Annotated in this window: 23 protein-coding genes and 1 pseudogene; 12 read left to right on the forward strand and 12 right to left on the reverse strand. The window is 69.7% G+C overall.

The annotated features are described in order from the left end of the window. The first annotated feature begins 45 nt into the window (after nucleotides 1–45). The 4 genes from K344_RS0101445 to K344_RS0101460 all read left to right on the forward strand — a co-directional run bounded on the left by K344_RS0101445 (nucleotide 46) and on the right by K344_RS0101460 (nucleotide 7,197). Entirely contained in the window at nucleotides 46–1,677 is a 1,632-nt protein-coding gene (locus tag K344_RS0101445) for an alpha-D-glucose phosphate-specific phosphoglucomutase (protein WP_028079182.1), read from the forward strand. Then, the gene (locus K344_RS19615; protein ID WP_051361761.1) at nucleotides 1,674–5,339 is read left to right on the forward strand and encodes a response regulator; all 3,666 of its coding nucleotides are present in this window, start codon (nucleotides 1,674–1,676) and stop codon (nucleotides 5,337–5,339) included. Before K344_RS0101445 ends, K344_RS19615 begins: the two co-directional genes overlap by 4 nt. A 10-nt stretch (nucleotides 5,340–5,349) precedes the next feature. Further along, nucleotides 5,350–6,189, forward strand: coding sequence for a CheR family methyltransferase (locus tag K344_RS0101455; protein ID WP_028079183.1), 840 nt, complete (start codon nucleotides 5,350–5,352; stop codon nucleotides 6,187–6,189). A 66-nt stretch (nucleotides 6,190–6,255) separates the two neighbouring features. Next, on the forward strand, nucleotides 6,256–7,197 hold the full coding sequence (locus tag K344_RS0101460; protein WP_028079184.1) for a diguanylate cyclase domain-containing protein: 942 nt from the start codon (nucleotides 6,256–6,258) through the stop codon (nucleotides 7,195–7,197). A gap of 10 nt (nucleotides 7,198–7,207) precedes the next feature. Here K344_RS0101460 and K344_RS24750 read toward each other — a convergent pair whose 3' ends face one another. Next, nucleotides 7,208–7,357 (reverse strand): hypothetical protein, encoded by a 150-nt coding sequence (locus tag K344_RS24750; protein WP_157622703.1) that lies wholly within the window; start codon nucleotides 7,355–7,357, stop codon nucleotides 7,208–7,210. 14 nt (nucleotides 7,358–7,371) lie between these two features. Continuing rightward, nucleotides 7,372–7,527: a hypothetical protein gene (locus K344_RS23770; RefSeq protein ID WP_157622704.1), complete on the reverse strand. Its 156-nt coding sequence runs from the start codon at nucleotides 7,525–7,527 to the stop codon at nucleotides 7,372–7,374. Between the two features lie 43 nt (nucleotides 7,528–7,570). Between K344_RS23770 and K344_RS23775 the strand changes: the two genes are divergently transcribed. The 4 genes from K344_RS23775 to K344_RS0101485 all read left to right on the forward strand — a co-directional run bounded on the left by K344_RS23775 (nucleotide 7,571) and on the right by K344_RS0101485 (nucleotide 10,436). Further along, nucleotides 7,571–7,894, forward strand: coding sequence for a hypothetical protein (locus K344_RS23775; protein WP_157622705.1), 324 nt, complete (start codon nucleotides 7,571–7,573; stop codon nucleotides 7,892–7,894). A gap of 69 nt (nucleotides 7,895–7,963) precedes the next feature. Next, on the forward strand, nucleotides 7,964–8,389 hold the full coding sequence (locus tag K344_RS0101475; RefSeq protein ID WP_028079185.1) for a YciI family protein: 426 nt from the start codon (nucleotides 7,964–7,966) through the stop codon (nucleotides 8,387–8,389). Next, nucleotides 8,386–9,030, forward strand: a complete 645-nt coding sequence (locus tag K344_RS0101480; protein ID WP_028079186.1) for a dihydrofolate reductase family protein — start codon at nucleotides 8,386–8,388, stop codon at nucleotides 9,028–9,030. Before K344_RS0101475 ends, K344_RS0101480 begins: the two co-directional genes overlap by 4 nt. Nucleotides 9,031–9,170: 140 nt before the next feature. Beyond that, on the forward strand, nucleotides 9,171–10,436 hold the full coding sequence (locus tag K344_RS0101485; protein ID WP_051361804.1) for an RNA polymerase sigma factor: 1,266 nt from the start codon (nucleotides 9,171–9,173) through the stop codon (nucleotides 10,434–10,436). Nucleotides 10,437–10,540: 104 nt separating this feature from the next. Here the strand turns inward: K344_RS0101485 and K344_RS23780 are convergent, their stop codons facing one another. Continuing rightward, nucleotides 10,541–10,759, reverse strand: a complete 219-nt coding sequence (locus K344_RS23780; protein WP_157622706.1) for a hypothetical protein — start codon at nucleotides 10,757–10,759, stop codon at nucleotides 10,541–10,543. Nucleotides 10,760–11,080: 321 nt separating this feature from the next. On the opposite strand from K344_RS23780, the gene dksA reads away from it, so the two are divergent. Then, complete coding sequence (gene dksA / locus K344_RS0101495) at nucleotides 11,081–11,611, forward strand: RNA polymerase-binding protein DksA (RefSeq protein WP_028079188.1); 531 nt, start codon at nucleotides 11,081–11,083, stop codon at nucleotides 11,609–11,611. Between the two features lie 76 nt (nucleotides 11,612–11,687). Here the strand turns inward: dksA and lexA are convergent, their stop codons facing one another. After that, the gene (gene lexA / locus K344_RS0101500) at nucleotides 11,688–12,335 is read right to left on the reverse strand and encodes a transcriptional repressor LexA (protein ID WP_043113448.1); all 648 of its coding nucleotides are present in this window, start codon (nucleotides 12,333–12,335) and stop codon (nucleotides 11,688–11,690) included. A gap of 80 nt (nucleotides 12,336–12,415) precedes the next feature. On the opposite strand from lexA, the gene K344_RS0101505 reads away from it, so the two are divergent. From K344_RS0101505 to K344_RS19625, 3 genes are all read left to right on the forward strand, one after another. Then, complete coding sequence (locus K344_RS0101505) at nucleotides 12,416–12,679, forward strand: hypothetical protein (RefSeq protein WP_157622707.1); 264 nt, start codon at nucleotides 12,416–12,418, stop codon at nucleotides 12,677–12,679. Nucleotides 12,680–12,876: 197 nt separating this feature from the next. Beyond that, nucleotides 12,877–13,587, forward strand: a complete 711-nt coding sequence (gene modB, locus K344_RS0101510; RefSeq protein ID WP_028079191.1) for a molybdate ABC transporter permease subunit — start codon at nucleotides 12,877–12,879, stop codon at nucleotides 13,585–13,587. Continuing rightward, nucleotides 13,574–14,221, forward strand: a complete 648-nt coding sequence (locus K344_RS19625; RefSeq protein WP_043113587.1) for an ATP-binding cassette domain-containing protein — start codon at nucleotides 13,574–13,576, stop codon at nucleotides 14,219–14,221. The genes modB and K344_RS19625 overlap by 14 nt, the downstream gene beginning before the upstream one ends. A gap of 49 nt (nucleotides 14,222–14,270) precedes the next feature. On the opposite strand, the gene K344_RS0101520 is transcribed toward K344_RS19625, so the two are convergent. From K344_RS0101520 to K344_RS0101555, 8 genes and pseudogenes are all read right to left on the reverse strand, one after another. Next, a complete protein-coding gene (locus K344_RS0101520) occupies nucleotides 14,271–15,089 on the reverse strand; it encodes a TOBE domain-containing protein (RefSeq protein WP_028079192.1) in 819 nt (272 codons plus the stop codon). A gap of 12 nt (nucleotides 15,090–15,101) precedes the next feature. Next, nucleotides 15,102–16,349, reverse strand: a complete 1,248-nt coding sequence (locus tag K344_RS0101525; RefSeq protein WP_028079193.1) for a molybdopterin molybdotransferase MoeA — start codon at nucleotides 16,347–16,349, stop codon at nucleotides 15,102–15,104. Nucleotides 16,350–16,362: 13 nt separating this feature from the next. Then, nucleotides 16,363–17,292: pseudogene (gene moaCB / locus K344_RS0101530) on the reverse strand (bifunctional molybdenum cofactor biosynthesis protein MoaC/MoaB); the annotation flags it as partial. Nucleotides 17,293–17,319: 27 nt separating this feature from the next. Further along, the gene (locus K344_RS0101535; protein WP_028079195.1) at nucleotides 17,320–17,829 is read right to left on the reverse strand and encodes a molybdenum cofactor biosynthesis protein MoaE; all 510 of its coding nucleotides are present in this window, start codon (nucleotides 17,827–17,829) and stop codon (nucleotides 17,320–17,322) included. Between the two features lie 50 nt (nucleotides 17,830–17,879). Continuing rightward, nucleotides 17,880–18,128, reverse strand: coding sequence for a MoaD/ThiS family protein (locus tag K344_RS0101540; RefSeq protein ID WP_043113450.1), 249 nt, complete (start codon nucleotides 18,126–18,128; stop codon nucleotides 17,880–17,882). 20 nt (nucleotides 18,129–18,148) lie between these two features. After that, nucleotides 18,149–19,135 carry a GTP 3',8-cyclase MoaA gene (moaA, locus tag K344_RS0101545; protein WP_028079197.1) on the reverse strand — a complete coding sequence of 329 codons (987 nt, stop codon included), beginning with the start codon at nucleotides 19,133–19,135 and terminating at the stop codon, nucleotides 18,149–18,151. Then, a complete protein-coding gene (gene mobA, locus K344_RS0101550; protein ID WP_043113452.1) occupies nucleotides 19,132–19,749 on the reverse strand; it encodes a molybdenum cofactor guanylyltransferase MobA in 618 nt (205 codons plus the stop codon). The genes moaA and mobA overlap by 4 nt, the downstream gene beginning before the upstream one ends. Further along, nucleotides 19,722–22,415 (reverse strand): nitrate reductase, encoded by a 2,694-nt coding sequence (locus tag K344_RS0101555; RefSeq protein ID WP_028079199.1) that lies wholly within the window; start codon nucleotides 22,413–22,415, stop codon nucleotides 19,722–19,724. The genes mobA and K344_RS0101555 overlap by 28 nt, the downstream gene beginning before the upstream one ends. Between the last annotated feature and the right edge of the window lie 26 nt (nucleotides 22,416–22,441).

A 22,441-nucleotide genomic window follows, 5' to 3' on the forward strand; every position in this document is an offset into this window, starting at 1 on the left:
CGGAACTATAAGATACGAACACAGCACAGACCAGAACCAACAGTCATGCCGATTCGCGACATCCAGACCAAGCCGTATCTCGATCAGAAGGCCGGCACCGCGGGTCTGCGCAAGAAGGTCGCGGTGTTTCAGCAGCCGCATTACCTGGAGAACTACCTGCAGTCGATCTTCGACTGCGTACCGGAACTCAAGGACGGCATCCTCGTCATTGGGGGCGACGGGCGGTATCACAACCGCGATGCGATCCAGACCACGGCGGCGATCGCGGCGGCGAACGGCATCGCCCGCCTGATCATCGGTCAGGGCGGCCTGCTCTCGACGCCCGCCGCCTCGATGCTGATCCGCAACCGCCGCGCCGCCGGCGGCTTCCTGCTCACGGCGAGTCACAACCCGGCGGGCCCCGACGGCGACTTCGGCATCAAGTTCAACGTCGCCGGCGGCGGCCAGGCCAGCGAAAGCCTGACCTCGCGCATCTTCGAGCACAGCAAGACGATCGCGCGCTATCGCCGGCTCGACGGCGGCACCATCGACATCGACCGGCGCGGCGAACAGCACCTCGGCTCGACCGTCGTCGAGATCGTCGACTGCGTCGAGGATTACGCGGCGCTGATGCAGCAGCTGTTCGATTTCGAGCGCATCCGCGACTGGCTCAAGCGCGGCGCGCGCCTGCGTTTCGATGCGATGCACGCGGTCACCGGTCCGTACGCACGGCGCATCTTCGTCGAACAGCTCGGCGCGCCGCCGGACAGCGTGATGAACGCGGTGCCGCTCGAGGACTTCGGCGGCGGCCATCCGGATCCGAACCTGATACACGCCAAGCACCTTGCCGAGCTCGCCCACGGCGACGATGCCCCGGACCTCATTGCCGCCAGCGACGGCGACGGCGATCGCAACATGATTCTCGGCCGCGGCATCTTCATCTCGCCCGGCGATTCGCTGGCGATGCTCGCCGCCAATCTGCCTCTGCTGCCGGGCTATCGTGACGGCCTGCGCGGCATCGCCCGTTCGATGCCGACCTGCCGCGCGGCCGATCAGGTCGCCAAGGCGCTGAAAGTGCCGCTGCACGAGACGCCGACCGGCTGGAAGTTCTTCTGCAACCTGCTCGACGCCGGCCAGGTCACGATCTGCGGCGAGGAAAGTTTCGGCACCAGCTCCTCGCACACGCGCGAGAAGGACGGCCTGTGGGCGGTGCTCGCCTGGGCCAACGTGCTGGCGGCGACCGGCAAGTCGATGCAGGAAATCGCCGACACGCACTGGACGCGCTTCGGCCGCCATTACTTCGCGCGCCACGACTACGAGGAGCTGGCTGCACCGCAGGCCGAGGCCGTGATGCAGGCCGTCGCTGCTGAACTGGCGACGCTGCCGGGCCGAGCGTTCGCCGATCTGCCGGTAACCCTGGCCGACGAATTCTCGTATCGCGATCCGACCGACGGCAGCATCGCCAGCGGCCAGGGCCTGCGTATCGTCTGCGGCGACGAGGCCCGCGTCGTCCTGCGCCTGTCCGGGACCGGCACCAGGGGCGCGACGCTGCGCGTCTATCTCGAACGCTATGTGCGCGAAGCGGCCAGCCTGCACTGGAAGACCGCCGACGCCGTCGCGCCGCTCGCCGGCGCGATCGACCGGCTCGCGCGCATCGCTGAACTCACCGGGCGCCGCGTGCCGGACGTCGTCACTTGAAGACCGCCGCCGACAACGACGCTGGCCGTACACGGCGCCCGGACACCTTCGACAATCTCAGCCTGAGCGGCAAGGCGCTGACGCTCGGCAGCACGCTGTTCATCCTGTTCGTGGTCGTGGCCTTGATGTCACTGCGCAACCAGGCGCAGGTCCGCGAGACCCAGACCTGGGTCGGTCACACCATCGACGTGCTCGGCGTCGCCGACGATCTGCTGACACGGATTCCCGAGCAGCGCGCGGCCTTGCGCCGCTACGCGCAACTCGGCGACGAACGCTCGAAGCACAATTTTGTCGAGAACCGCGCCGCCTTCGAGACCGACCTGGGCACGCTGCTCGAACTGACGCGCGACAATCCCGAACAGCAGGCGCGCCTGCACACGATCGCCGACCTGTCGTCGCGCTGGCACGGCGAGTTCGCCGATCCGGTCTTCTCGGCCCGCGCCGACCAGCGCGCAAGCGCCCTGGCGACGATCAACGGCACCGCCAATCTCGAGCTGCTCGATGCGCTGAAAGCCGAGGTCGCGGAGATGATCAGCGTCGAGCGCACCCTGCTGGCGGCGCACACCGCCAGCGTCGCGCGCAGCCTCGACAATACCCGCGATGTCGCCGTCGGCGCGCTGCTGCTCGGCACCTTCCACATCCTCGTCGTGCTGTTCATGGTCCAGCGATCGCTGGGCGGCCCGATCAAGCGCCTGCAGCGCGTCGTCGGCCAGCTGACCAACGGCGAACTGATGGTCAGCGTTCCCTATGCCGACCGCAAGGACGAAGTCGGGGCGATGGCGCGCGCCATCGAGCGCTTTCGCGTGGTGTCGCTGGACACGCAGCGCCGCGAATGGGTGAAGCGGCATCTCGCCGAGCTGGGCGCGCTGCTGTCCAAGCACCAGGACTACGCCGGCTTCGCGCGCAGCCTGCTCGGCTACCTGTGCCCCTTGCTCGGCGCCGGCTATGGCATGCTGTTCCGCGTCCGCGACGATGGCGCCATCGAGCTGCTCGGCGGCTACGGCTACCCGCAACGCGCCGAGCGGTCACGTGCGACGCACGAAGGTCTCGCTGTCGAATGCGCGCGCTCGAAACAGGCGATCACCCTGTCCTCGCTGCCGGCCGATTACCTGAAGATCGGCTCGGGGCTCGGCGAAGCCGCGCCGCAGTCGGTCCATCTGCTGCCGCTGCGCGGCATCGACGGCCTCGACCGCGTGGCGGCTGTCATCGAGCTCGGCACCTTCGCCCCGTTCAGCGCCGAGGCGCGCGAGCTGCTCGACGAATCCGCGCGCGTCGCCGGCCTGGCCATCGAGGCACTCGGGCACGCGCTGCGCACGCGCGAACTCCTGGAACAGACACGCGCCCAGGCCGAGGAGCTGCAGGCCTCGGAGGAAGCCTTGCGCGTGCAGCAGGAAGAACTGCGCGTCGCCAACGAGTCGCTCGGCGTCAAGAACGAGACGCTGGAAGAGCAGAGCCAGCGCCTGCGGGTCTCCGAGGAAGAGCTGCGCGTGCAGGCCGAGGAGCTGCGCACGGCAAACGAGTCGCTCGGCGAGAAGAGCCGCTCGCTCAACGAATACAACGAGAAACTGCAGGCGTTCCAGCAAGAACTCGAGCGCAAGAACCAGGATCTCGAACAGGCGAGCCGATACAAATCTGAATTCCTCGCCAACATGTCGCACGAGCTGCGCACGCCGCTCAACAGCGTGCTGATCCTGGCCAAGGATCTCGCCGACAACCGCGAGGGCCGTCTCGATGCCGAGCAGGTCGAGGCCGCGCAGATCATCCACGACAGCGGCCGCAACCTGCTGACACTGATCAACGACATCCTCGATCTGTCGAAGATCGAGGCCGGCCGCATGGACGTGCAATGGGACGATGTCGACCTGCGCGAGATCGCCACGCAGACCGAACGCAACTTCCGGCGCATCGCCAGGGAACGCGGGCTGGCGTTCGACGTCGAGCTGGATGCCGCGCTGCCGCCGCGCATCCGCACGGACGGCGCGCGCGTCGCGCAGATTCTCACCAACCTGCTCGGCAACGCCTTCAAGTTCACGCACGATGGCCATGTGCGCCTGCGCATCGCGCGTCCGGCCGGCGATCTGCCGCTGCCCCAGGGTCTGCGCCACGAGCAGAGCATCGCGCTCAGCGTGCAGGACAGCGGCATCGGCATCGCGTCCGACAAGCTGGCGCGCCTGTTCCAGCCTTTCGAGCAGGGCGACGGCACGACCAGCCGCCGCTATGGCGGCACCGGCCTCGGCCTGTCGATCAGCCGCGCGCTCGCGCAGATGCTCGGCGGCGACATCGTCGTGCGCAGCGTGGCGGGCGACGGCTCGTCGTTCACGCTCCTGCTGCCCGAGCGCGGCGCGCCACCGCGCGCCGAATTGCCCGTCGTCGCGGCGCCCAAGGTCGTGCCGCCCGCGCCCGCCGCCGTACCCGCCGGCGAAGCGCCGTCCGAACGGTCGGCAACGGCCTCCGCCCCGGTACGCCGCGCGCCGGCATTGCCGGACGACCGCGACGTCATCCATCCGGGCGACGTCACCATGCTGATCGTCGAGGACGATGCCGCTTTCGCGCGCGTGCTCGCCGACATCACGCGCCGCAAGGGTTATCGCGTGTTGCTCGCCGGCGACGGCGAGAGCGGACTCGAACTGGCGCGGCGCTACCGGCCGAACGGCATCCTGCTCGATGTCGACCTGCCGGGCATGAACGGCTGGGGCGTCATGGCGGCGCTGAAGGCGGACGGCGCGACGCGCCACATTCCCGTGCATTTCATCAGCGCGACCGACGAGAGTTCGCGCGGCATGGCGATGGGCGCCGTCGGCTTTCTGACCAAGCCAGTGACGCGCGAAGGGCTCGACAGCGTCTTCCAGCGCGTCCTGCAGGCATCCGACGGCCGGCGTCGGCGCGTGCTGGTCGTCGACGATGACGCCGGCGCACGGCTGGCGATCGGCAAGCTGCTCGCCGGACAACCGATCGATCTCGCGGAAGCCGACACCGCCGCCCAGGGCCTGCAACGGCTCGACGAACAGCCGTTCGACGGCGTGATCCTCGATCTGCAGCTGCCCGATGCCTCGGGTTTCGAGTTTCTCGAACGTCTCGCCGCGCGCGGCCCGGTGCCGCCCGTGGTCATCTATTCGGCACGCGAACTGAGCCGCGACGAGAGCCTGCGCCTGCGCGAGTACACCGACAGCATCGTCATCAAGGGCGCGCAGTCGCCGGGCCGCCTGCTCGACGAGGTCTCGCTCTTCCTCCACGCCGTGCGCCGGCCGGCGAGCCCCAAGGGCACGCCGGCGGAGCCCTCGGATCTCGCCGGCCGCACGGTGCTGGTGGTCGACGACGACATGCGCAACGTCTTCGCGCTGTCGAAGACCCTGCGCGCGCAGGGTCTGCATGTGCTGATCGCGCAGGACGGCGAACGGGCGCTGGCGCAGCTGCAACAGCACGAGGGCGTCGACTGGGTCCTGATGGACATCATGATGCCGGGCATGGACGGCTACACGGCGACGCGCGAGATCCGCAGGAATCCGGCGTGGCGCGAGCTGCCGGTCATCGCGGTGACGGCGAAGGCCATGCCGGGCGATCGCGAGAAATGCCTGGAAGCGGGCGCCAATGACTACCTGACCAAGCCGATCGACATGGAGCGCCTGCTGTCGGTGCTGCGCGCCTGGCTGCGTCAGGACTGAAGTGGCGAGCGTGAACGAGAGCGAACTGCAGGATATCGAGCTGGAGCTCTTTGTCCGCGCGCTGCAGCGGCGCCACGGCTACGACTTCTCGGAATACGCCGAGGCCTCGTTCCGCCGCCGCGTGCAGAACCTGCTCATGCATTTCAAGCTGCGCAACATCAGCCAGCTCACCGAGCGCGTGCTGCATGACGACGCGTCGATCGGCGAAATCGTCGCGCGCCTGTCGGTGCCTGTTTCCGAGATGTTCCGCGATCCGGACGTCTTCGCGCTCCTGCGCACCGAGGTGCTGCCGGTGCTCGCCAGCTACCCGCACATCAGCGTCTGGCAGGCTGGTTGCGCGCACGGCGAGGAGGTCTATTCGCTCGCCATCCTGCTCAGCGAAGCGGGTCTCTACGATCGCACGCAGATCTATGCGACCGACATCAGCGCGCAGGCGCTCGCCGTGGCGCGCGAGGGCATCTACGCCGCGCGCGAACTGCGCACCTGGGCCGCCAATTATCTGCGCGCCGGCGGCGCGCACACCTTGTCCGACTACTTCCACTCGCGCTACGGGCACATCAAGCTCGACGAGAGCCTGCGCCGCAACGTCGTGTTCGCGACCCACAACCTGGTCAGCGACGCGGCGTTCTGCGAGGCGCAGCTGATCCTCTGCCGCAACGTGCTCATCTATTTCCGCCAGCCGCTGCAGCATCGCGCCATCGGGCTGTTCCACGACAGCCTGGTGCGCGGCGGCTATCTGTGCCTGGGCACCAAGGAATCGCTGAGCTTCACCGGCCACGCCGATGCATTCACCGCGGTCGATGCCAGGGCGGCGCTCTATCGACGCAAGGATTACAGCCATGCAGCCTGAAGCTTCGGCATCCGCCGGGCGACGCCGCGCCGCGCCCGCCGCGCTCATCCTCATGGAGTTCCCGTCATGCCGGTAAACCCGCCATTGCCGAAGCCCAAGGTCCTCGTCGTCGACGATACGCCGGCCAACCTCGTTGCGATGCGCCGGCTGCTGGCCAGAATGGATTGCGAAGTCGTCGAAGCCGGCAGCGGCAATGCGGCGCTGGCGGCCTGCCTCGAAGACGAGTTCGCCCTGATCCTGCTCGATGTGCAGATGCCGGACATGGACGGCTTCGAGGTCGCCACCCTGCTCGCCGACAATGCCGACACCCACGGCGCGCCGGTGATCTTCGTCACCGCCGCGTACAAGGATGATCTGGCGCGCATGACGGGCTACGAGGTCGGCGCGGTCGACTACATCGCCAAGCCGGTGAACGAATTCATCCTGCTGTCGAAGGTCAAGGTCTTTCTCGACCTGTATCGCACCCGGGCCGCGCTGAAGCTCGCCGAGCGCGCCGCGCGACACCAGGCGACGCACGATCCGCTCACCGACCTGCCGAACCGGATCCTTTTCCAGGATCGCCTGCAGAGCGGCGTCGCCCGCGCGCAACGCGAGAATCGTTCGCTGGCACTGGTCTACATCGACATCGACCGCTTCAAGCCGGTCAACGACCGCTACGGCCATCTGGCCGGCGACCTGCTGCTGAAGGCGATCGCCGAACGTCTGCTCGCCATGTTCCGCGCCACCGACACCATCGCCCGGCTCGGCGGCGACGAGTTCGCCGCGATCTTCGAGCATGTCGACGGTGCGGCGGCCACGGACGTCCTGATCGCGGCCATCCGCAATGCCCTGCAGCAGCCGTTCACCCTGAAGATGCCGGCGCAGAGCGTGACCGTCGAAGTCGGTGCCAGTCTCGGCAGCGCCCTCTACCCGGAGGACGGCCGCAGCGCGGAAGAGTTGATCGCCCGCGCGGACGCGCGAATGTACGAGATCAAGCGGACCCATCAACGCGACGGCGGGCGCAGCTGAAGCCGCCGCCTCAGTGGAACAGCTCGGCCCCCAGCAGCATGCCGAGCAGCAGCGCACCGCTGCCGCTCCAGATCGCCCACAGGTAACGGCGCTTCCAGCGCCACCGGTTCTCAACTGGATCGTAGTAACGCATGGCCTGACAGCCTTCGAAGAAACACATCAAGAGCGAATCGCTCATCCCACCCCGGCAAAAATTGTAAGGGCGAGCGAGGTACGCGTCACTATGAATTTCTTATTTTCTGTCACACTTTTTTTGGATTCTTCCGGCACGGCTGCAACAGTCACCGCCACGATCTGATCGATCGCTGTATCAAGAGGCGCGCCGCGCACTGCAATGCTCGCGAACGCCCGGCGCCGGTGCGGATTTTCGCAGATGGCGGCGTCAATCAGCGCGAAGGCGGCGCCGCGTCAATATTTTGACGTTTTTCCGTTTTCATCCGCGGCGCGGACCGCGCCGCGGCCGGCTTCACGCGCCGCCGCCGTTGCCGTCGCGTTTCTTCGCCTGTCGAAATCGATGCGGCTCGTTCGACGTGTCCATAGAGCGCCCGACCGGCGCCTCGGCGACGTGCCGTCATCGAACCTTGAACAGGAGAAGCGCATGAACATCCAGCCTTACCTCTTCTTCGACGGCGTCTGCGAAGAGGCCTTTGAGTTCTATCGCAGCGCGCCACCGCGTGCTGAAGACATGGACAGATGATCGGGCGCCGCGCCGGGGCCACCGCCGCTCGATCGCCTGCTGCATCCCCTCACGACCGGAGTACCGACCATGCGTTTCATGATGCTGATGATTCCCAAGGGCTACGAAAGCGCCGCGCCGGGCACGATGCCGTCGGCCGAAGCCGTCGCGGCGATGATGAAATACAACGAAGCCCTGCATAAGGCAGGCGTGCTGCTCGCGCTCGACGGCCTGCAGCCGCCCTCGACCGGCGCGCGCGTGTCGTTCAGCAACGGCGTGCCGAAGATCGTCGACGGCCCGTTCGCCGAAGCCAAGGAAGTGCTCGGCGGCTACTGGATGATCCAGGTGAGCTCGCGCGAGGAAGCGATCGCCTGGGCCTGCCGCTGCCCGGCCGGCGACCACGAGATCATCGAAATCCGCCGCGTGCAGGAGGTGGACGATTTCCCGGACGATGTGCGCGCCGCCGCGACCGGCTTCGACGATATGCAGGCGGCGGGTCGCCGGGTGCCGGCATGAGCCGCGTGCGCGTCGCCGCCCTGTCGATGTCGATCGACGGCTTCTGCGCCGGTCCGCGCCAGAGCCTCGAAGCTCCGCTCGGCGGCGGCGGGCTCGCCCTGCACGAGTGGGCGCTCGCCACCGCAACCTTCCGGCGCATGTTCGGCGAGAGCGGCGGCGCGACCGATGTCGACGACCACTACGCCGCGCGCAGCTTCGACAACGTCGGCGCCTGGATTCTCGGCCGCAACATGTTCGGCCCGGTGCGCGGTCCCTGGTCCGAGCCGGCCTGGAACGGCTGGTGGGGCGAGGAGCCGCCGTACCACGTGCCGGTGTTTGTGCTCACGCATCACGCCCGCGCGCCGCTGGCGATGCGCGGCGGCACGACGTTCCATTTCGTCACCGACGGCATCGACGCGGCGCTCGCGCGCGCCCGCCAAGCAGCCGGCGGCCGCGATGTGCGCATCGGCGGCGGCGTGGCGAGCGTCCGCCAGTATCTGCAGCGGCGGCTGATCGACGAAATGCATCTGGCGGTCACGCCGGTCGTGCTCGGCGCGGGCGAGTCGCTGTTCGGCGGCTTGGATCTTCTCGCGCTCGGCTATCGCTGCGTCGAACATCAGGCGACCGGGCGTGCCACGCACGTCGTCCTGCAACGCGCATGACGGCGACGGCCCGCGCGCCGGCGCGACGCCGGCGCCGCGGCTTGCGCGACGTCGCCGGCAATGCTCAGATCGCCGTCGTGAGCACCCGTCAAATCGCCACCGCCGCCGAGATTCGCCGCACGATCGACGCCGTCTGGCGCATGGAGTCGGCGAAGCTCATCGCCGGCCTCGCGCGCATCCTGCATGACGTCGGCATCGCCGAGGAACTCGCGCAGGACGCGCTGGTCGCCGCGCTCGAGCAGTGGCCGGCGGGCGGCGTGCCGGACAAGCCGGGCGCCTGGCTGATGGCGACCGCCAAGCACCGTGCGATCGACTGGCTGCGCCGCGGCGCGCTGCTGGCGCGCAAGCATGAGGAACTCGGACGCGAACTCGACGAACAGCACGCCGAGGCCCTGGCCGCGCTGGAAGCACAGCTCGATGACGAACTCGACAGCGCGATCGACGACGATCTCCTGCGCCTGATGTTCGTGGCCTGCCATCCCTTGCTCTCTTCCGACGCGCGCGTCGCGCTGACCCTGCGCCTGCTCGGCGGCCTGACGACCGACGAGATCGCTCGCGCCTTCCTGGTGCCGGAGGCGACGATCGCGCAGCGCATCGTGCGCGCCAAGCGAAGCCTGGCGGATGCCGGCGTGCCGTTCGAAGTGCCGCGCGGCGACGCGCTGGCCTTGCGCCTCGCCTCGGTGCTCGAGGTGATTTATCTGATTTTCAACGAGGGCTACTCGGCGACCGCCGGCGACGACTGGATGCGGCCCGCGCTATGCGACGAAGCGCTGCGCCTCGCGCGCATTCTCGCCGGCCTCGCGCCGAACGAACCGGAGGCGCTTGGACTGCTGGCCCTGCTCGAAATCCAGGCTTCGCGTTCGCGGGCGCGCGTCGGCGCCGACGGTGAGCCGGTACTGCTGCTCGAACAGGATCGCGCACGCTGGGACCCGCTGCTGATCCGCCGCGGCCTCGCCGCCCTCGAACGCGCCGAAGCGCTCGGCGGCGCGCTCGGTCCTTATGCGCTGCAGGCCGCGATCGCCGCCTGTCACGCGCGCGCGGCCTGCGCCGCGCACACCGACTGGACGCGCATCGCGGCGCTCTACGCGGCGCTGGCACGCATGCAGCCCTCGCCGGTCGTCGAACTGAACCGCGCGGTCGCCGTGGCGATGGCGGAAGGCCCGGCACGCGGCCTCGCCCTGCTCGATGCGCTGCGCGAAGAGCCGGCGCTGGCCAACTATCACCTGCTGCCCAGCGTGCGCGGCGATCTGCTGCTCAGGCTCGGCCGCCGGCGCGAGGCGCAGACCGAGTTCGAGCGCGCGGCGGCGATGACGCGCAACGCACGCGAGCAGCGCCTGCTGCTCGAACGCGCCCGGCTCGCGGCGCAGGCGGCCGACGAGGGCGCGCGACGCGACGTCCCGACCTGAGACATCGCCTCGCCCGCCGCGCGGTTCATCTGGGTGTCAGCTGCCAGGAGGACGATGGCAGCACCCGGTTCCGACACCGCTGACACCGATCCGCCGCGCGGATCTCATGCAGGAGAACGCACATGAACCCGCCCAGCGAAGATCGCCGGCAGCGCCAGGAGGATCGCCATCCGCAGCCAGGCGACCGCCAGAACTGAAGCCGGATCGTCGTCATTCCCGCGTTCCGAAACACGCAGTGGCCAGCCGACGTGTCGGCCGGCTTTTTTTGAGCGCGAGCACCGCCGATCATGCCGGCGGCAGCGTTCGGCGAGGCGGGCGCGCATGCCTCGCCATCGTCATTGACCCCGCCTTGATCGCGGTGTATAACGCGCCACTTTGCGTTGGCCCGTTTATCTGGTTCAGGGTTGGGAACAATGAAAGCCAAGAAAGCTTCCGCGAAAAAGGCTGCCAAACCGCAGAAGGTGAAAGCGGCGCCGAAAAAAGCGTCGGCCGCCAAGAAGCCTGCGGCGAAGAGCAGTCAGCCGAAGAAAGCCAAGACTGCGCCCGTGAAATCCGCCGCCAGAAAACCGGCGCCGGAGAAGAAGGTCGCGGCCGCAACCCCGAGTCCGAAGAAAATCGTCAACCCCGTTGCTGGAAAGGTTCAAGTGCAAGACAAGAGCAAGCCGCTCGCCAAGGCAGCCGCCGCATCCCCCGCCCCTTCGAAGACCAGTGCCTCGAAAGTCGCTTCCGCCGCCAAGGTCGTTCGTGCGCCGCGCACCGCCGGCGCGCAGCTCACCGAGGACGACATCCGCGCGATGTCCGACGACGAGTACATGAATGACGCGCAGCTGGAATTCTTCCGCCAGCGTCTGGTCCAGATGCGCCAGGAAGTGCTGCAGCGCGAGATGGACGTCAAGGAACGCCTGCACGAGCGCGAAGTGTTCGCCGACCCGGCCGATCGCGCGACCGCCGAGGAAGAACACTGGCTCGACCTGCGCCTGCGCGAGCGTGAATCGCTGCTGCTGAAGAAGATCGACGACGCCCTGCGCCGCATCGAGGCGCGGGAATACGGCTACTGCGAGAAGACCGGCGATCCGATCGGCATCCCGCGCCTGCTCGCCCGCCCGACCGCGACGGTCTGCGTCGACGTCAAGGGCCAGGACGAGCGCGTCGAGGCGCAGTTCCGCGATCGCTGAAACGCAGCCCCGCTGAACGAAAAAGACCCGCTTCGGCGGGTCTTTTCGTTCTCGCTTGCAAAAAAGCCCGGGACGGCTATGAACGCCCCTGCCGCAGCAGCCCGACCATGACGCCGGCGATGCGGAACGACGGCAGCTCCTGCACATCGGCTTCGCGCGCCAGATCGATCACCAAAGGCTCGTAGCGCGCGTTCTCCGGCTCCAGCGTCACCTTGCTGCCGCGCCGGCGGTAGCGCTTGAGCGTGATGCTCTCGTAGCCGGTGCGGCGATCGAGCAGGCAGGCAGCGATGATCTCGCCGTTGGCCGCCTCGCTCTGATGGTGGATCGCCACCAGATCGCCGCTGACGATGCCGGCGTCGATCATCGAATCGCCGTCGACGCGATGCAGGAAGTCGGCGCGCGGCCGGAACAGTTCCGGATCGATCTTCAGCCACTCGCGCGCATGCTCGGGCGCGGTGATCGGACTGCCGGCGGCGATGTTGCCGAACAGCGGCAGCTCGAACTGGCGCGGCGGCGATTCCTTCAGCAGGCGAATGCCGCGCGCGTCGTTCGGCGACAGCTCGATCTCGCCCTTGCGCGCCAAGGCCAGCAGATGCTCGCGCGCCGCGTTGCGGTTGAAGCCGAAGCGCTCGGCGACTTCGCCGTGCGACGGTGGGAAGCCGCGCTCGCGGACCCATTCCTGGATGAAGGTCAGGATTTCCAGCTGTCTCGAAGTCAGTGCCATGGTCGCTCGCCGATGCGCTTGCAATGGGGGGTCGATTCAAGTACTGTGCATTTGCACAGCACTGAGCGAATGAACAGTATATGAGCCCGTCGCAGACCGCAAGCCAGAACCCCGCCGCCAAGCAGCGCCGCCGCGGCGGCCGTACCCCTCCGATGGCCGTCGACACGCGCGGCGAGCCGCGCTACGGGCACGTCCGCCGCCGCAGTCAGGCCGGCGAGCTCGCGGCCGCCGCGCCGCGCGACTGGCGCGACTGGCTGATCCCCGGCGCCGTCCTCGGCTGCCTCGCCACCATCGTGCTCTATCACCATGCGACGCTGATCGATACGATCGGCGGCCTGTTCTAAGGCCTCTCGTCCAAGCTCCGTTCCGCGCGTTCCGCGCGTCGCGATCCTCCCTCCTCTCGCGGCGTGCGAGCAGGGCCGCCTCCGCCATGGGAGGCGGCCCTTTCTTCGAGCGGCGCGTCAGGGCCTTGCGCTTCCTGCATTGACAGGCACACTCGTTATGTAGAACGCTACATAACGAACCCCCGCAAGTCCCGCTCGTGCAGCCTCTCTCGGCCGATGAGCTGACAGCCCTCTGGCTGTCGGCGAAGATCGCTCTCTCCTGCATGCTCGTCAGCCTGCCGACCGGCATCGCCGTCGCCTGGCTGCTGGCACGCGTGCGATTCCGCGGAAGCCTGCTGCTCGAAGTGCTGGTGCAGCTGCCGATGGTGCTGCCGCCGGTGGTGCCCGGCTATCTGCTGCTGCTGCTGTTCGGCAAGCAGGGGCCGCTGGGCCGCTTGCTCGCCAAAGGCTTCGGCATCGAGTTCGCGTTCAACTGGAAAGGCGCGGTGCTCGCCTCGGCGACCATGGCGTTTCCGCTGATGGTGCAGCCGGTGCGCCTCGCCTTCGAGCTGATCGACCAGCGTCTCGAGCAGGCCGCGGCCACGCTCGGCGCCAATCCCTGGCGCGTGTTCGTGACGGTGAGCCTGCCGCTGGCGGTGCCGGGCATCGTCGCCGGCGCCATTCTTTGCTTCTCGCGCGCCCTCGGCGAGTTCGGCGCGACGATGGCCTTCGTCGGCAACATCCCCGGCGAAACGCGCACCGTGCCGCTGGCGATCTATTCGTACCTGCATCAGCCCGGCGGCGAGGCCGGCGCCGCGCGGCTGGCGACGCTGTCGATCGCGCTCGCCGTCGCCGCCCTGCTGGTCAGCCAGTGGCTGACGCGGCGCAGCGCCCACCGCCTCGGAGCGCGGCATCGTGCTGAGCCTTGACTGCGAGTTCCACCGCGGCGATTTCACGCTGCGCGCGCAGGCCGAGCTGGCGGCGCCTGTGGTCGGCATCTGCGGACCGTCGGGTACCGGCAAGAGCACGCTGCTGGCGGCGATCGCCGGACTCGTGCGGCCGCAGCGCGGCATCATCGGCTTAGACGGCGAAATCCTCAGCGACGCCGACCGTGGCGTGTTCGTGCCGCCGCATCGCCGTCACTTCGGCCTCGTGTTCCAGGACGGCCAGCTGTTTCCGCATCTGTCGGTGCGCGGCAATCTGCTCTACGGCCAGCAGCAGCTGGCACCGGCGCAGCGTCGCCACACGCTCGCCGCCGTCGCTGAGCTGCTGGAGATCGGCGCGCTGCTCGAACGGCGTCCGAACCAGCTTTCAGGCGGCGAGCGCCAGCGCGTCGCGCTCGGCCGCGCCCTGCTCTATTCGCCGCGCCTGCTGCTGCTCGACGAACCCTTGTCTTCGCTCGATACGCGCCTGAAGGCGCAGATCCTGCCGTTCCTGCGCCGCATCCGTGACGAGACCGGCATTCCGATGCTCTACGTCACGCACGCGCGCAGCGAGATCGCGGCGCTGGGCGGCGAGGAGATCGAAATGATGGATGGCCGTCTGCCGGCCGCTGCCGGCTAGGACTGTCGCCGCGGCGACGCCCATCGCGTCGACAGGCTCCATACACCCGTCAGGGCGTCGTCGCGACGATCACGCTGGAGGCCTTGAACAGCGCGATCGCGGCGCCGCCGGCGTGCAGGCCCAGCGCATCGACGCTGGCATTGGTGATGATCGCCGCGATGGTGTTGCCGCCGGCGAGCTCGATGATCACTTCGCTGTTGACGGCACCGCGATGCACCGCCGCGATGCGGCCGCGCAGCTGGTTGCGCGCCGACAGGCGCAGCGGCGCGCCGTCGTCGACCGCGACCATGATCGACGAAGCCTTGACCAGCGCGATCGCCTCGGCGCCGCGCTTGAGGTTCAGCGCGTCACTGCTTTCGCGCGTCACGATGGCGACGATGCGCTCGCCGCCGTGCAGGGCGATTTCGATCTCGTCGTTCACCGCGCCGCGCGTGCGCCGGGTCACCTTGCCGGCGAACTGGTTGCGGGCACTCGTCTGCATGGCCATTCTCCCCAGCACGCGCAGATCGGCACCGCTGCGCGCGTGCGCGTCGTTGAGGGTATCGATGAAACGCCGGTGCTGCGCCTCCAGCGTGCGAAAGCTCTGCACCAGCTCCTGGCCGCGCGCCGTCAGCACGGTGCCGCCGCCGTGACGGCCGCCGGTGCTGCGCTCGACCAGCGGCGCGTCGGCGAGATTGTTCATCGCCGCGACGGCGTCCCAGGCACCCTTGTAGCTGTAGCCGACGGCCTTCGCCGCGGCGCTGATCGAGCCGGTCGCGGCGATCGCCTCGAGCAGGCCGATGCGCGAGGCATTGCTGGCCAGGCCGCCGGGCAGCGAGAAGCCGAGATCGGCTTCCAGACGCAGGGTGCCGCGCTTGCGCGTCGCCATGGCGTGTCCGGCTCAGGGCAAGGGCAGCCACTGCACGACGGCCTGCGCCTCGAGCGCGCGACCGGCCGGGATGCGCGCCAGCGCGCCGGCATCGGCGAGATTGCTGAGCATGTGCGAAGCCTGGCGCCCGAGCTTGTCGAGCCAGACCTGGCCGCTGTCGTCGACACGCAGCGCCATGCGCAGCAGCTGCTCGCGCGCATCGCTGCGCACCGGCGCGGCGAGCCGGCCGTGACGCCAGGCCGGCGCCGCGTCGGCGCTGCCCTGCAGGCGCGCCAGCACGGCGGCGACGTGCACGTGCAGACCGATCAGCACGGCACCGGGGTTGCCCGGCAGGCCGAGCAGGACTTTCTGCGCCGACGTGCCGGCGTCGCGCAAGCCGAAGTACAGCGGCTTGCCCGGCTTCTGCGCGACCTGCCAGAACACCTCGTGCACGCCGAGCGCGGAAGCGACCGGCCGCACGAGATCGTGATCGCCGACCGAAACGCCGCCGGTGGTCAGCACGAGGTCGGCGCCGTCGAGCGCTTCGGCGAGCGCCGCGCTCAGCCGGGCCTCGTCGTCGACCACGTAGCGCGTCAGCGGAGCGTGCAGCCCGCGCGCGCGGAACCAGCTGCGCACCAGCGGCCCGTTGGCATCGAAAACACTGGCTTGAGCGGGGCCGTCGACGCCGGGCGCGGCCGTCGTGACGATTTCGTCGCCGGTGACGAGCAGGGCGACCCGCGGCGGCGCGATCGCGTCGACTTCGCGCACGCCGGCCATCGCCAGCGCGGCGACGAGGCCGGCGTGCAGATGCTGACCTGCGGACGCGAGCTGCGCGCCGGCGCGCAGCTCCTCGCCGCGCTGACGCACGTCGGCACCGGGCGCGAGCGCGTCGCCGACGACGATCGTGCCGTCGTCGCGGCGCTCGACGATCTCCTGGCGCGCCACCGTGTCGGCACCGTCCGGCAGACGGCCGCCGGTGAAGATGCGCATCGCCGCCCTCGCCGGCAGCGGTCCCTCGGCGGCGACGCCGGCGCGCACTTCGCCGGCGAGCGGCAGCGCCGCACCGCCCGCAAGGTCGGCGCGGCGCAGCGCGTAGCCGTCGACGGCGCTCTGCATGTACATCGGCAGGTCGACGGCGGCGCTCGCGGGCGCGGCGAGCACGTGATGCAGCGCCGCCTCCGGAGCGAGGCGCGTCGCCTGCAGAGGCCGGATCAGCGCGTAGCGCGCCAGCGCCTCATCGAGACTGAGCAGGTTGCCGTGGCCGCAAGCGTCGTGTGCCATGCGCGCGTCGCCGTCAGGCGTAGCCGCCGGTATGCGGCACATCGCGCTTGACCTCGAAGATGTGCACGAGCGACGGCAGGATGGCGAGCAGCGATTCGCTGGCGCCGCCGCGGCTGCCCGGCAAGGTCACGACCAGGGCGTCGCCGATGAAGCCGGCGATGCCGCGCGACAGCGCCGCGTAGGGCGTGCGCCGCTGGCCGAAGGCGCGCGCCGCTTCCATCAGGCCCGGCAGCTCGCGCTCGAGCAGCGGCTTGAGCGTATCGACGGTGATGTCGCGGCGACCGATGCCGGTGCCGCCGACGGTGACGATCAGGCCATGCTCGCGGTGCAGGCTCTGCACGGCATCGAGCAGGGCCCGCGGCTCGTCCGGCAGCACCGCATAGTGGACCGGCGCGAAGCCGGCGGCGGCGAGTTCGGTCTCGACCGCGCGGCCGGCGGTGTCCGGCTTGCGGCCGGCGGCAACCGTGTCCGACAGCACCAGCACCGCGGCGGACACCGGCGCCGGCAGGCGGCGCCGGTACTGCGACTTGCCGCCGCGCTTCTCGTCGAGCCGGCACTCGCGGATCGACATCTCGGCCGGCTCGCAGTACGGCTTGAGCATGTCGTAGATCGTCAGCGCGGCGATGCTCGCCGCTGTCAGCGCTTCCATCTCGACGCCGGTCGGCGCGATCGTCTCGACCTTGGCGATCACCCGCACGCGGTCCTCGCCGATCTCGTAATCGACATCGGCGCGATAGATCGGCAGCGGGTGACAGAGCGGGATCAGCTCGTCGGTGCGCTTGGCGGCGAGAATGCCGGCCACGCGCGCCGTCTTCAGCGGATCGCCTTTTTCGGTGTCGCCGGAGCGCAGCCGCGCGATGCAGTGCGGCGGCGCCAGCAGCTCGGCGGACGCGCGCGCGCGGCGCAGCGAGTCCGGCTTCATTCCTACGTCTTTCATCCAGCGCTCCTCGCGCTCGTGCGCGCGTGCCGTTCAGGCGCGGCGACGCGCGTGCCGCTGTTCTTCGTGATGATGGGGCTGCGCGGGCGTCGCGCCGTCGAGATCGGGCCGGATGCAGCAGCCCTCGACGAAGGCACTCGTGCCGTCGGCGTAGAACTCCTCCTTCCAGATCGGCACTTCGTGCTTGACGCGATCGACCGCCTCCTCGCAGGCGGCAAAGGCCTCGGCGCGATGCGGCGCGCGCGCGACGCAGTAGATCGCGACCTCGCCGATCGCCAGTCCGCCGACGCGATGCAGCACGCGCAGGTACGGCACGCCGTGCTTCGCCGCGACGGCCTGCTCGATGTCGCGGATCTGCTTCTCGGCGAGCGGCGCGTAGGCCGTATACGTCAGGCGCAGCACCTGCTTGCCGTCGTGATGATCGCGCACGGTGCCGGCGAACAGCGCGAGGCCGCCGCATTGCGGATGAAGGCCCCAGGCCAGCAGCGGCTCGAGTTGCAGCGGCCTGTCCTGGATGCGGGCGGGATCGGTCGGATTCGTCATGCGCCAATGGTACTGCGATGTGCGGTGTGCGGTGGCGCGACGCTGCGCGTTCAGCCGCCGGCGACCGGCGGCAACAGCGCGATGCGCTCGCCGCCGTGCAGCGGTTCGCGGCGCAGCACGAGACGGTCGCCGATCGCGCAGGCGCAGCGCACCAGCGCGGCGGCGAGTTCGGGCCGCGCGGCGGCGAGCTGATCGAGCACATCGGCCAAGGTGGCCGGAACCGCGAGCGGCAGCGCCCATTCCGACACGCCGGCGAGGCGCAGCAGCTGGCCGTGGAATTCGAAGGTGATGGTCGACATCGCGGGAGGTTGCAAAAAGCTCAGCCGCCCATGGCGTGCATGGTGATCGGCCGCTCGACCGGCCCGCGCTCGGTGACGTAACCGGCTTTCTTGCGCCAGACGGCATCGCGGATCGTGTCGAGCAGCGCGGCATCGGCGGCGCCCTCGCGCAGCAGCGTGCGCAGCGAGGTGCCGGTCTGCGCGAACAGGCAGGTATAGAGCTCGCCGGTCGCGGTGATGCGCAGGCGGTCGCAGCTGGCGCAGAAGGGATTGCTGACGGTCGAGATGATGCCGATCTGATAGTCGCCGTCGACCACGTAGCGCGTCGCCGGATCGGCACCGCGCGGCAGCGCCTGCACGTCGAAGCGCTCGCGCAGCGCGGCGAGAATCTCGGCTTCGCTGACCACCTGCTCGCGCTGCCAGCGGCCCGGCGTGTCGAGCGGCATGTATTCGATGAAGCGCAGCGGCAGGCCGCGCGCCCGCGCCCATTCGGTGAGCGCGACGATCTGCGCGCCGTTGTCGTCGCGCAGCAGCACGCTGTTGAGCTTGAGCGGCAGGCCGGCGGCGACGGCGGCGTCGATGCCGGCGATCACCGGCGCCAGCGGGCGGCCGGTCATGCGCTCGAAAGTCGCCGGCTCGGCGCTGTCGAGACTGATGTTGAGATCGTCGAGGCCGGCCGCCTTCAAGGGAGCGGCCAGCGGCGCCAGCAGCGAGGCGTTGCTGGTCATCGAGATGCGCTGCAGCCCCTGCCCGCGCAGCGCGTCGAGCGCCGCCACGCAGTCGACGAGACCGCGCCGCAGCAGCGGCTCGCCGCCGGTCAGGCGGATGTGCTGGATGCCGTCGGCCACCATGACGCGCGCCACGCGCACGATCTCCTCGAAGCTGAGCAGCTGCGACTTCGGCAGCCACTGCGGATGCTCGGGCATGCAGTAGCGGCAGCGGAAGTTGCAGCGATCGGTCAGCGAGATGCGCAGCTTGCGCTTGCGCCGCCCGTGCTGGTCGATCAGGTTGGAGACACTGGCGTTCACGTCGGATGATGTTGGGCGGCGGCCAGCCGCTCGGGCGTGTTGAGGTTCATCAGGGTACCGCACCAGCCGCGGATGTTCACGGCGACCGCGCCCTGCGCCGCCAGCCAGCGGCCGACCGCGTAGTGCCCGGCTTCCAGCGCGGTGCGCAGCGGCGCCGCCAGACGGCGATGCAGCAGGCACAGCGGGTAGACCGGATCGCCGTCGACCACCGCATACGCCGCGTCGCGCCGCCCGGCCTGCGCCGCGGCCATGAGCTGCGCCGCCAGATCGGCCGGCAGACCGGGCGTATCGCAGGGCGCGGCGAGCAGCCAGTCGTGTTCGATCGCGGCGAAGGCCGCGGCGATACCGGCCAGCGGGCCGCGAAAATCCGGCCACGGATCGGCGACCACCGGCACGCCGAACGCCGCGTAGCGTTCGCCGTGGCGATTGGCGTTGATCAGCAGCGCCGCCGCCTGCGGCCGCAGCGCGTCGAGCAGGTGGGCGACCAGCGGCTTGCCGTCGAGCTCGGCCAGGCCCTTGTCGGCGCCGCCCATGCGCAGGCCGCGTCCGCCGGCGAGCACCACGGCGCAGGGCCGGCTTGCGGCGATCAGGCCGGCGCCTCGCTGAGCGCGCATTCGGCGAGCAGGCCGCGGATTTCCGGCACGCATGAGCCGCAATTGCCGCCAGCCTTGAGACAGGCCGTAACGTCCTTCGGCGTCTTCAAATCCTTTTCGCGAATCGCCTTGACGATGGTGTTGCGGCCGACGCGGAAGCAGGAACAGACCAGCGGACCGGTGTCGCCGCCGCCGGTGAAGGGTTCGGCGGCGAGCAGGCCGGCGCGGTCGCGCGCCGACAGGCGCACGCGCTCGAACAGGCCCGCGAGCCAGTCGCGGGCCGGCAGCATCTGGCGCGGGGCGATGTAAAGACAGGCCTGCAAGCGTCCGTCCACGATGTGCGCGGCGTGAAAGACGCCGCTGTGGTCGTCACGATACTCGATCCAGTCCGGATCGGTTGGCGCGATGCCGAGAAAGCCATGCGCCCATTGCGAGCGGTCGCCGATCACGCCGCGGCCGGCGAATTCATAGCGCTGCGCGATACTGGTCTGCACGCGCGCCCACCAGGCCAGGCGCGGCAGATCGACGTGGCCGCGCGTGTACGCGAGGCCGTGCCAGTCGGCGCGGAATTCGTCGACGCGCACCGGCGTGTGCTTGAACTCGGGCTCGCCCGAGATCGGATCGACCACCGGGTTGACCAGCGAACCGACGCGCGCGTCGGACGCGTACTGGTCGTTCCAGTGGATCGGCACGAAGACCTGGCCGCGGCGCATTTCGCCGCTGGTGCGCACGCGCACGACCAGCGAACCCCAGCGCGAGGTCACGCGCGCCAGCTCGCCCTCGCGCACGCCGCAGGCGAGCATGTCGGCCGGATGCAGATCGACGTAGGGCTCCGGCAGATGCGCGCCGAGCGTCGGCGCCAGGCCGGTGCGCGTCATCGTGTGCCACTGATCGCGCACGCGGCCGGTGTTGAGCACCAGCGGGAAGCTGTCGTCCGGCGCGTTGGCCGGCGCCACCGGCGCGGTCGGCACGAACACTGCGCGGCCATCGGCATTCGAGAAGCGGCCGTCGGCGAACAGGCGCGCCGTGTCCTGCCCGGCTTCCAGTACCGGCCAGCGGATCGGCGCCAGGGCGTCGTAGGCGGCGCGATCGAGGCCGATCAGGCCGCGCAGGTTGAAGCGCCGCCGGCCCTCATTCTCGAAAGCCGACAGCCGCGCGTGCTCGTCGAAGATCTCGTGCGGGCTGTCGTAGGCGAAGGCGTGCGCATGGCCCATGCGGCGGCCGACTTCGGCGAACGCCCACCAGTCCGGCCGCGCCTCGCCCGGCGCGGCGCGGAAGCCGCGCTGGCGCGAGATGCAGCGCTCGGAATTGGTGACGGTCCCGTCCTTCTCGCCCCAGGCCAGCGCCGGCAGCAGCAGATGCGCGAGCTGCGTGGTATCGGTGTTCAGCATCACGTCGGAGACGACGACGAAGTCGCAGCGACGCAGCGCCTCGCGCACGCGATCGGCGTCCGGCAGGCTGACGATGGGATTGGTGGCGACGATCCAGATCGCCTTCACGCGGCCGCTGTACACCGCCTCGAACAGGTCGACGGCCTTGAGGCCGGGCTTGTCGGCGATGCGCGGGCTGTTCCAGAAGCGCTGCACCAGCGCGCGCTGCTCCGGCGCGAAATCGAGATGCGCGGCCAGCGTGTTGGCGAGGCCGCCGACTTCGCGGCCGCCCATGGCGTTCGGCTGGCCGGTCATCGAAAACGGACCGAGACCCGGACGGCCGATGCGGCCGGTCAGCAGGTGGCAGTTGATGATGCTGTTGACCTTGTCGGTGCCCTGCCCCGACTGGTTGACGCCCTGCGAGAACAGGGTGACGACCTTCTCGTGCGCGGCGAACATCGCGTAGAAGGCTTCGAGCTTTTCGCGCGCCAGGCCGCACTGCCGGGCCAGACCGTCGAGATCGCCGGCCGTGTCGCGCGCGACCGCCAGCGCGGCATCGAGGCCGCGCGTGTGGCCGGCGATGAAGGCCTCGTCGCGCACGCCCTGCGCGTCGAGCCAGGCGAGCAGGCCGTTGAACAGCGGCACGTCGGCGCCGGGCAGCAGCGGCAGGTGCAGATCGGCGATGTCGCAGGTCGGCGTGCGGCGCGGATCGACGACGACGATCTTCATCTCCGGCCGCGCTTCCTTGGCGGCGCTGATGCGCTGGAACAGCACCGGGTGGCACCAGGCGGTGTTCGAGCCGACCAGCACCACCATATCGGCCAGCTCGAAGTCCTCGTAGCAGCCCGGCACCACGTCCTCGCCGAAGGCGCGCTTGTGGCCGGCGACCGCCGACGACATGCACAGGCGCGAGTTGGTGTCGATATTGGCCGAGCCGATGTAACCCTTCATCAGCTTGTTGGCGACGTAGTAGTCCTCGGTCAGCAGCTGGCCGGAGACGTAGAAGGCGACGCTGTCCGGGCCGTGTTCGGCGATCGTCTTCGCGAAGCGTCCGGCGACACGGTCGAGGGCGAGATCCCAGGACAGCGGCTGCAGCGCATCGCTGCCGCTCTCGGCGACGCGCTGCAGGGGCTGCAGCAGGCGGCCCTGCGTGACCAGCGTTTCGTGCAGCGCGCTGCCCTTCACGCAGAGGCGGCCGGCATTGGCGGGATGCGCGACATCGCCCTCGACCGGCCGCGCGTCGCCCAGCACGCGCACGCCGCAGCCGACGCCGCAGTACGGACAGGTGGTGGCGACGGCGCGCGGCGCCACGCTCATCGCGGCAGCCCCGCCCGATACCCGCC

The sequence above is a fragment of the Solimonas soli DSM 21787 genome (genome assembly GCF_000474945.1).
In the GTDB taxonomy this organism is placed as follows: Bacteria; Pseudomonadota; Gammaproteobacteria; order Nevskiales; family Nevskiaceae; genus Solimonas; species Solimonas soli.

Coding starts and splice junctions, on each gene's coding strand:
- K344_RS0101445 (WP_028079182.1), top strand. CDS start 46: ATGCCGATTCGCGACATCCAGACCAAGCCGTATCTCGATCAGAAGGCC.
- K344_RS0101460 (WP_028079184.1), top strand. CDS start 6,256: ATGCCGGTAAACCCGCCATTGCCGAAGCCCAAGGTCCTCGTCGTCGAC.
- K344_RS24750 (WP_157622703.1), bottom strand. CDS start 7,357: ATGTGTTTCTTCGAAGGCTGTCAGGCCATGCGTTACTACGATCCAGTT.
- K344_RS23775 (WP_157622705.1), top strand. CDS start 7,571: ATGGCGGCGTCAATCAGCGCGAAGGCGGCGCCGCGTCAATATTTTGAC.
- K344_RS0101475 (WP_028079185.1), top strand. CDS start 7,964: ATGCGTTTCATGATGCTGATGATTCCCAAGGGCTACGAAAGCGCCGCG.
- K344_RS0101480 (WP_028079186.1), top strand. CDS start 8,386: ATGAGCCGCGTGCGCGTCGCCGCCCTGTCGATGTCGATCGACGGCTTC.
- K344_RS0101485 (WP_051361804.1), top strand. CDS start 9,171: ATGGAGTCGGCGAAGCTCATCGCCGGCCTCGCGCGCATCCTGCATGAC.
- K344_RS23780 (WP_157622706.1), bottom strand. CDS start 10,759: ATGCGCGCCCGCCTCGCCGAACGCTGCCGCCGGCATGATCGGCGGTGC.
- lexA (WP_043113448.1), bottom strand. CDS start 12,335: ATGGCACTGACTTCGAGACAGCTGGAAATCCTGACCTTCATCCAGGAA.
- K344_RS0101505 (WP_157622707.1), top strand. CDS start 12,416: ATGAGCCCGTCGCAGACCGCAAGCCAGAACCCCGCCGCCAAGCAGCGC.
- K344_RS0101520 (WP_028079192.1), bottom strand. CDS start 15,089: ATGGCGACGCGCAAGCGCGGCACCCTGCGTCTGGAAGCCGATCTCGGC.
- K344_RS0101525 (WP_028079193.1), bottom strand. CDS start 16,349: ATGGCACACGACGCTTGCGGCCACGGCAACCTGCTCAGTCTCGATGAG.
- K344_RS0101535 (WP_028079195.1), bottom strand. CDS start 17,829: ATGACGAATCCGACCGATCCCGCCCGCATCCAGGACAGGCCGCTGCAA.
- K344_RS0101540 (WP_043113450.1), bottom strand. CDS start 18,128: ATGTCGACCATCACCTTCGAATTCCACGGCCAGCTGCTGCGCCTCGCC.
- mobA (WP_043113452.1), bottom strand. CDS start 19,749: ATGCGCGCTCAGCGAGGCGCCGGCCTGATCGCCGCAAGCCGGCCCTGC.
- K344_RS0101555 (WP_028079199.1), bottom strand. CDS start 22,415: ATGAGCGTGGCGCCGCGCGCCGTCGCCACCACCTGTCCGTACTGCGGC.